The following is a 7778-nucleotide window of genomic DNA, read 5'->3' as shown; positions in this document are numbered from 1 at the left end:
TGCGCTCATTCTCCCAAACGTCTTCATTGTCCTCGTTCAACGTCTCGCTGAGGAGGTCTGCGAGTTGCATGAGCACTTCTCGCTACGGCCTCCTCGCTTCTCAAACTCGCTCAACTAGACAGTGCCCTCCGCGGCGTAGCAGTCATCGATGAGTCATGGCCCAGACCACCATCACCACGCGTGACGGCTCACCGACCACGCTGACCGGAGACACCATCGAGGCGTTTCGACATCGCCTCCACGGCCCGCTGCTCGTTCCGGATGACGACGGTTTCGAGGAGGCAACTCGCCTCTGGAACGGGACGATCGAGAAGACGCCGGCGCTCGTCGTCCAGCCGGCGACCACCGACGATGTCGTCACCTGCGTCGACCTCGCCCGCGAACACGACCTGCTCCTCGGCATCCGCGGCGGCGGCCACAACATCGCCGGGACGGCGCTGGCCGACGGTGGCCTGACGCTAGACATGTCCCGGATGAACACTGTCGAGGTAGACCCGGATACACGGACGGTGACGGCGGGCCCGGGCTGTCTGCTGGGTGACGTGGACGCAGCCACCCAAGAGTACGGTCTGGCCACGGTGCTCGGGTTCGTCTCCGAGACGGGCCTCGCCGGCCTGGTGCTCGGCGGCGGCTTCGGCTATCTCTCGCGGCGCTTCGGTTGGGCCGTGGACAACCTCGTGGAAGTCGAGATCGTCACCGCCGACGGTACGGTGCGTCGCGCCAACATCGACGAGCACGACGACCTATTCTGGGCCGTCCGCGGTGCCGGCCACAACATGGGCGTCGTGACCGAGTTCACCCTTCGCCTCCACGAGGTCGGCCCGGAGATCACGGGTGGCCTGCTGGCTTTCCCAGCCGAGACGCCCGAACAGGCCAACGCCGCGCTGGACGCGTATCGGGCTGTGACCGAGGCGGCGCCGCGTGAACTGACCGTGTTCAACCAGTTCCAGCGTGCGCCGCCGGCACCGTTCGTGCCGGAGGAGTGGCACGGCCGACGGATCGTCGGCTTCCTCGTCTGCCACACCGGGCCGCCCGAGCGGGCCGAGGAGGACTTGGCGCCGCTGCAAGAACCTCTAGGCGAGCCCGTGGTTGATCTCATCGGCCGGCTGCCCTACGTCGAGCAGCAGCAGCTGACCGACGAAACCCAGCCCAAGGGGATGCACTACTACTGGAAGGCCGTCTGGACCGACAGCCTTGACGACGACCTTCTCAAGGCGGTCGGCGACCTCTCCCTGAACCTCCCCTCGCCGATGACGAAGCTTGGATTCGTCCACGTCGGTGGGGCGCTCAACGAACGGGACTGGGACGACGGCGTCGTCGGCAACCGTGACTTCCGGTACGGCCTCGGCATCCTCGGCATGTGGAATCCTGATGACCCCGACGGCGATGCGCACCGAGCCTGGGTCCGCGAGGCGTGGGAGCGGTGTCGGCCCTTCTCGACAGGTGGTCACTACGTCAATTTCGAGACTGCCGACGAGCCCGCTGATCGCGTCCGGGCCGCGTACCGCGACAACTACGACCGATTGATCGATATCAAGACCAGGTACGACTCAGGCAATCTCTTCCGGACGAACCGGAACGTCAGTCCGGACCCGGAAGAGAGTCGATAAAACGGGATAGAATTCGTCGCTTCGACCACGGAAATTATCGAGAGCTATGTCATCTGGGACGCGCTTTGCCGTCCTCGGACAACCCGGAACCCGCGATTCTCTTGGGGGGAGTGTAGTCGACCCACCACAGAACGAATAGTTATTGTAAATCCATGCATATCTTTACCATGGCAAAATATAGCAAAGGATCGCCGATCGACGACATTGCGTATCTCGCGCGATCCGAACACCGCGCCCCGACGCTCGTGGCGCTGACCGTCCGTTCACGGAGTCGATCCGAACTCTGGGAGATGACTGGCGTCTCATCGTCGACGATTCGACGAACGCTGAGCGAGTTCGAAGACCGCAACTGGGTTCGTAGGAACGAGTACCAGTACGAGGTGACACCGCTGGGCGCGTACATCGCATCCGCCGTCGCTGAACTCATAGAGCGGGTCGAAATCGAGCGGAAAGTCCGCGATATCTGGCCGTGGCTTCCTGACGAGGAGAGCGGGTTCACGATCGAGATGTGTGCCGATGCGATCGTGACCGTCGCTGAAGCCGACAACCCGTACGCGCCCGTCAACCGGTTCCTCACACTTATCGAAGACACCGACCGAATCCGGTTCGTCGGGACCGATATCGCTATCTTCGAGCCCTATCGGGACGAACTCTGCCAGCGAGTCATCGATGGCATGCAAACGGAGATTATCGACCCGCCAAGCGTCGTGACGTACTATCGGTCGACCTACCCGGACTTGTTTGCGGAGACCTTGGCGAGCGGCAATCTCACCATGTGGCTACACGATGACCTCCCGCCATATGGAATCGCGATCTTCGACAACCGAGTCGCGATCTGCGGCCACGATTCCGATAGCGCCACAGTCCGCGTGTTGCTTGACACCGACTCGGAAAAAGCCCGCGAATGGGCAGAGTCGAAGTTCGACTTCTATCGACGCCAGACCCCAACGATCCCACTCGAAACGGTCGAGAATTGACGAGACGACTCTGTGGCAGCTGACCAACTACATCCAACAGTTCCACTCTGGTGGCCAACGACTGCCCGCGTGTTCGAGAAAGACGATGAGGAATCGAATCGCTCTGCGGGGAGTCTCTTTGTCCAACCGGTGACGACCGGGCATCGTCTGCACGGGCGGCAGTCGCTGCTGGATCGTCACGACGTGAACACGCCGTCAGTGAGTGCCGGTGTGTCAGCAGTTAGCTACCTTACATTTGAGGTCGTATCGTCCGTCGCTGTAAGGAAACTGAACCACCATGGCACAAGCACACAAACTCGACTGCGAATCTGCAGCGGCCGATTGCCGATTCATCATCCAGTCAGAGAACGAAGCGGAAGCAATCGAACTGGCCAAGAACCACATGAAGGAGGTGCACGGGAAAGACTACACGGACGACGAACTCCGGACGGAACATCTCCAGGTCGTGTAACCATGGCTACTGACCAGCAGAGCCACCATGGGGTGGACCTCGAGACACTCGAAGAGTTCGCTGAATTCGCGGCCGAGAACCCCGACGACGTGCAGCTCGGGCTCGGGGCGCGCTCGACCTACGAAGGGACGTGCGCGCACAGCCTCGCGAAGGTCGACAGCTACGAACTCGGCGGTGAGACGATCGCGCGCGAGACCCGCGAGTACACGATTCCCTATGGCGCGTGGAAGGAAGTGTTGGACGCGGGCGGCTGGATCGGCGGAACCGACCGGCTAGAACCTATCGAGGCCGCACTCTCCGCGCTGGCCTCCTGCATCAACGTCGGTATCACCATCAACGCTGTCGCCAACGGTGTCGATATCGAGTCTCTCCAGACCCGAGTTCGCACCGAGTTCGATCCGCGCATCCTCTTCAGCCTCGAGGACCTCGGAGAAGCAGACACCGTCTTCGAGAACCTGACCGCTGACGTCGAAATCGAGAGTCCCGACCTCGATAAAGATCAGATCGACGAGTGGGCCCGACGGGCGCCCGTCTACACGCTCGTCTCGCTCGATCAGGACGTTCACCTCACGGTAAATACCCCGGCCGAAGCGGCGGCCGACGACTAACGAGGTGTCGACGAATGCCAGAGTCATTCGACGTCGACCGCCTCGAACGGGCCGTCAAGAGCGTCTATCGAGACGTGGCCGAGGCGCCGACCGAAGAGTATCACTTCGAGATGGGCCGTCCCCTGGCGGAACGGCTCGGTTACCCGAAACGAGATCTCGACACGATCCCCGAAGACGCACTGGCGTCCTTCGCGGGCGTGGGGTACCACTTCGATTTTGCCGACCTCCGAGAGGGGGACGTCGTCCTCGACCTCGGGAGTGGTTCCGGAACGGACGTCTTCGTCGCGGCGTTACACGTCGGGACCTCGGGAAGCGTGACCGGGTTGGACATGACCGACCAGCAGCTGGCGAAGGCCAGACAGCTCCGTGACGTAACGGGGATGGATACCGTCTCGTTCGAGAAAGGGTACATCGAAGATCTCCCGTTCGATGACGCGACGTTCGACGTCGTGATTTCGAACGGGGTCATCAACCTCTCGCCGGACAAACGACAGGTGTTCGCGGAGGCAAATCGCGCGCTTATCGCTGGGGGACGCCTCGCCATTTCGGACATCATCAGCGAGGAGTTGATGCCCGAGAGCATCAAGAACAACGAGGATCTCTGGGCGGCCTGTATCGGTGGGGCCGAACAGATCGACCGCTACACGGCACTCATCGAAGACGCCGGCTTCGAAGTAAACGACGTTCGGGACAACACCCAATACGAGTTCATCTCGGAGCAAGCGGTGAACGCGTGTCAAAAGTACGGCGTGAAAAGCATCTCGCTTAGGGCCCGGACCTGATCACTATGGCAACAGAACAATCCATCGCAGACGAACGGCAAGAACAGCCCGAACTCGAGACAACGCTCCGGAGCGGCTCCCTGCTGATGGCGCTTGCGGGCGTCGCGTTCATCGCATATGGAGTCGTCTTCCTCGTGTTGAACTTCGTGGGAAGCGGCTTCGAACTCGGTGTCAGTACACTCGACGGAATGACGAAAGCCGACCTGAACCCGGCAGTCGCGTACTACATCAGCCACCTGCACGTCGCCACCGCTGCGTTCATCATCTCGACGGGAGTCGCGGTCACCGCCCTCTCGTGGTACGGTATCCGTCAGCGGCTCACGTGGGCGTGGGCGACGGCGGTTGTCGCTGCTGTCGTCGGTCTAGCGCTCGCGTTGCCGATGCACTACACCGCGGAGACGTTCACTCACGATTGGGTGACTCATCTCGGCCCCATCTACCTTGCGACGATCGTCTTCGTCGTCGGCGTCGTGATGGCCTATCGCGGCTTGAACGCGACCTGAGAGAGGTCGCGCCACTATCGTTTATTGTCACTGGTAGCCGCACCCACCGTGGGCGGCCGGAGTGTGGAACTCAGGTTACTGACTCGTGCTCCCGAGTGAACACAGGTCTCAGTACTGGACCTGCAACGATGGCCGATTCCGAGGCGGTACTACTGTTCGTCCAGCTGGTACTCGTGTTAGGTGTCGCACGAGTGCTGGGTAGAGTTGCGCGGAGTGTAGGTGTCGCCCCCGTGCTCGATGAACTGCTCGCGGGATTCGTTATCGGGCCGTCTCTGTTGGGTGCTTTCGTACTGGGAGTCCCGTATCAGTACACAGTGCTGCGTGAACTCAACTCACGCAAGCCATATATGTCTATGAAAATGACTGTTTCCTAATGGAACGAGTACAATACGATTGTGCAAGTTGTAGCAGGAAATTAAGCTATCAGACCACGAAACACACAGGATGCCCAAGTTGCGGTTTCCTCCCGACCCACAGCGCTGACTAACGCTGGAAACCGATACACATCGAATAAGAAGCTCTCGAATTGTACGGGCAGTGCTGAAATACTTGCTCAAAGCCGCTGCTGACAGCCCTTGATAAAAGATCGGAGTTGGGAACCGACAGTTGGCTCCTGTTCGATCGAGACTGATGTGAAATAGTATGACCAATAAGAGCGAAGAGAAGCAGAATAAGGAGGGGTGAACAGCCTGCTGGTCGGCTTAGCAATGACGCAAATTATCTGGATAATCTTGGAATATAGGTAATGTAGGACAACAAGATGAAACCGATCCAAAAAAACTGGACTGGCTGGATGGTCTACGTATCTGATGGTCGGAGAGGCATTCAGCTAGACAAAATAGCGGCGACAGTACCTGATAACCAGCGTACGCTCTGGTTGAAAGAGTGATCAGACGGTTGTTCTACCTGGCTCTGGGTCGAGGAGTTCCATTCCCTTACGGACGCCATCGCGGTCTCCTAGCAATGTCAGGTGTTGGCCTGCGTCGACGACTTCGTCGAGATCTGGGAAGTGTGCACCCCCTTCCGCACCGACCACTATCACGAAACACCGCTCGGGCAGCTCCGAATCGATTTCTGCGATCGTATTCCCGACGAGCGCGTCGTTCGTCACCGGGACTTCCTGGAGATCACCCTCGCGTCCGAGGCCCTCCGTCCAGCGTGTCAATGCGGGTGATTCGATATATCCATCAATGAGCCGCGCTGTCGCAATCGACCGGGAAATCGTCTGTATACCAAGCTCCTCGAAGGGCTCTTCGTTCGATGGGTCGTTCACTCGCGCCAGGATCGTCTCGACGTCGAACTTCGTCTTCACTAACTGCGTCGTGAGTAGGTTCGTGTCGTCGTCGCCTGTTGCAGCGATGACGATATCGGCCCGATCTATGTCACTCGCCCGGAGAACGCTGAGATCTGTCCCGTCCCCATGCCTGACTTGATAGCCTTCCGCGTTGAGTAATGCGACTCGTTGTTCGCCTTCTTCGACGATACAGACATCGTCACCACGATGTTCGAGCCGGTCGGCGATCTGCTGGCCCACTTGTCCGCCACCGATAATACGAACTACGCAACTCATGTCGTCTGCTGCGAAGAGACCGGACTGGTCAACGACTGGCTGTGCTTGATCAGGATATCCACAATTGAGAGCCCAAACAAAAACCGGTTCTGTTTTAGTTGACTGACAAGGAGAATGGAAATCTAGTGATTAGTGTTTAATCCTTGAGTCGGCCGTGGTGAATCGCCAGACGTAGCTTGATTTCACGGGTTCAGCGACTGCTTGATGTTGTGAACGACACACATCAGGACGAGTTCACGAAATTCACTGTACCAGGTTCGCGCACGCACGGCGTCGCCGAGCGTGCGCTTGATCGTGGAGAAGGCGGTCTCACACTTCGCTCTCTGGCGGTATCGAGGCCCATCGATCCGCGCGTTATGCGCGTGATCGATGGGCCGGAACTCGCGGTGTTTGATCAGCGGTCTCACGCCCTCTTCGCGGAGTTTGTCGCGTAAATCCATCCAATCGTAGCCTTTGTCTGCAGCGAGGCTGGCGAGCTGTGTGTCGTGGCGTTTCTCGGTGGTACAGTGAACGTCCAGAATGGCTTGGCTTTTTATATCGACGAGAGCCGTCGCTTTGAGCGTCTGAACCCGATAATCCGTTCGGCGGCAGTAGTGTTTGCTAGCGTTTTCGCGGTCGAAAAACGTCGCGTCAATGGCAGCGTGACCGCTCGGCTCGTGCTCCTGCACCGAGAGGCGCAGCAGCACTCGCCAGAGTGCTGTCTTGATTCTGTCAAACCACTTGACTAGCGTGGAGTGGTCGGGGAGATCGGCCGCGTCGAGGCCAATCTCCCCGAGTATTTGTGGCATCTCACTCAGCAAATCAAGTGCTTCCGGATAGGATTTTCCAGGTAAACCCGCAGACAGTGCAGCGATACCACCGCATACTCGGCGACTTCGCCTCGCTCACCAACAGCATTTTAGCTAACTGAACGACTTTGCTCGTGAGGCGGGAGATCTTAGACATGAATCATCCACGGTTTCCCGCTTCAACTTCCTAGTTCTGACGGTCGAAACCGACGCTGTCCAGCGATTCACCAGAGCCGATCGATGGGATGATGAGACCGGTGCTCTCAATGCATACGATTCCGCACTATGGTGGCCGTAAGAGTAGCCCCAGCCACAACTACTATCTTTTTGTCGCCGGTTTCTCGCTAAGGACCAGATTCTACTGCTCTGTTGAATAGATGCTGAGACATGGTTAGAGCGGCTCACACAGCGATTCTATGTTGATGATGGCGAACATCAGGACAATTTCACGGAACTGTCGATACCAGCCGAGCGCTCGCACGGCGTCGC

General features: G+C 58.9%; 7 protein-coding genes and 2 pseudogenes. 6 read left to right on the top strand and 3 right to left on the bottom strand.

The window, feature by feature from the left end:
• Positions 1 to 155 precede the first annotated feature (155 nt).
• The 6 genes from EGH21_RS23850 to EGH21_RS23825 all read left to right on the top strand — a co-directional run bounded on the left by EGH21_RS23850 (position 156) and on the right by EGH21_RS23825 (position 4931).
• The gene (locus EGH21_RS23850; protein WP_220620898.1) at positions 156 to 1610 is read left to right on the top strand and encodes an FAD-binding oxidoreductase; all 1455 of its coding nucleotides are present in this window, start codon (positions 156 to 158) and stop codon (positions 1608 to 1610) included.
• Between the two features lie 152 nt (positions 1611 to 1762).
• Entirely contained in the window at positions 1763 to 2587 is an 825-nt protein-coding gene (locus EGH21_RS23845) for a helix-turn-helix transcriptional regulator (RefSeq protein WP_483867072.1), read from the top strand.
• 277 nt (positions 2588 to 2864) lie between these two features.
• Entirely contained in the window at positions 2865 to 3038 is a 174-nt protein-coding gene (locus EGH21_RS23840) for a DUF1059 domain-containing protein (RefSeq protein ID WP_220620896.1), read from the top strand.
• A 2-nt stretch (positions 3039 to 3040) separates the two neighbouring features.
• Positions 3041 to 3646, top strand: coding sequence for an OsmC family protein (locus tag EGH21_RS23835; protein WP_220620895.1), 606 nt, complete (start codon positions 3041 to 3043; stop codon positions 3644 to 3646).
• A 14-nt stretch (positions 3647 to 3660) separates the two neighbouring features.
• Positions 3661 to 4428 carry a methyltransferase domain-containing protein gene (locus tag EGH21_RS23830; protein ID WP_220620894.1) on the top strand — a complete coding sequence of 256 codons (768 nt, stop codon included), beginning with the start codon at positions 3661 to 3663 and terminating at the stop codon, positions 4426 to 4428.
• A 5-nt stretch (positions 4429 to 4433) separates the two neighbouring features.
• Positions 4434 to 4931 (top strand): hypothetical protein, encoded by a 498-nt coding sequence (locus tag EGH21_RS23825; protein WP_220620893.1) that lies wholly within the window; start codon positions 4434 to 4436, stop codon positions 4929 to 4931.
• A gap of 889 nt (positions 4932 to 5820) precedes the next feature.
• Here EGH21_RS23825 and EGH21_RS23820 read toward each other — a convergent pair.
• The 3 genes and pseudogenes from EGH21_RS23820 to EGH21_RS23810 all read right to left on the bottom strand — a co-directional run.
• Positions 5821 to 6501: a potassium channel family protein gene (locus EGH21_RS23820; RefSeq protein WP_236035802.1), complete on the bottom strand. Its 681-nt coding sequence runs from the start codon at positions 6499 to 6501 to the stop codon at positions 5821 to 5823.
• Between the two features lie 182 nt (positions 6502 to 6683).
• Positions 6684 to 7446 (bottom strand): annotated as a pseudogene (locus EGH21_RS23815) (IS5 family transposase).
• 234 nt (positions 7447 to 7680) lie between these two features.
• Positions 7681 to 7778, bottom strand: a pseudogene (locus EGH21_RS23810) (IS5/IS1182 family transposase); the annotation flags it as partial.

It is taken from the genome of Haloarcula rubra (assembly GCF_019599465.1).
Taxonomy (GTDB): domain Archaea; phylum Halobacteriota; class Halobacteria; order Halobacteriales; family Haloarculaceae; genus Haloarcula; species Haloarcula rubra.
This window is presented reverse-complemented; position numbering and strand designations above follow the sequence as displayed.

What these genes read in the sequence shown, in the direction of transcription:
- EGH21_RS23850 (WP_220620898.1), top strand. Translation starts at nt 156, where the DNA reads ATGGCCCAGACCACCATCACCACGCGTGACGGCTCACCGACCACGCTG.
- EGH21_RS23845 (WP_483867072.1), top strand. Translation starts at nt 1,763, where the DNA reads ATGCATATCTTTACCATGGCAAAATATAGCAAAGGATCGCCGATCGAC.
- EGH21_RS23840 (WP_220620896.1), top strand. Translation starts at nt 2,865, where the DNA reads ATGGCACAAGCACACAAACTCGACTGCGAATCTGCAGCGGCCGATTGC.
- EGH21_RS23835 (WP_220620895.1), top strand. Translation starts at nt 3,041, where the DNA reads ATGGCTACTGACCAGCAGAGCCACCATGGGGTGGACCTCGAGACACTC.
- EGH21_RS23830 (WP_220620894.1), top strand. Translation starts at nt 3,661, where the DNA reads ATGCCAGAGTCATTCGACGTCGACCGCCTCGAACGGGCCGTCAAGAGC.
- EGH21_RS23825 (WP_220620893.1), top strand. Translation starts at nt 4,434, where the DNA reads ATGGCAACAGAACAATCCATCGCAGACGAACGGCAAGAACAGCCCGAA.
- EGH21_RS23820 (WP_236035802.1), bottom strand. Translation starts at nt 6,501, where the DNA reads ATGAGTTGCGTAGTTCGTATTATCGGTGGCGGACAAGTGGGCCAGCAG.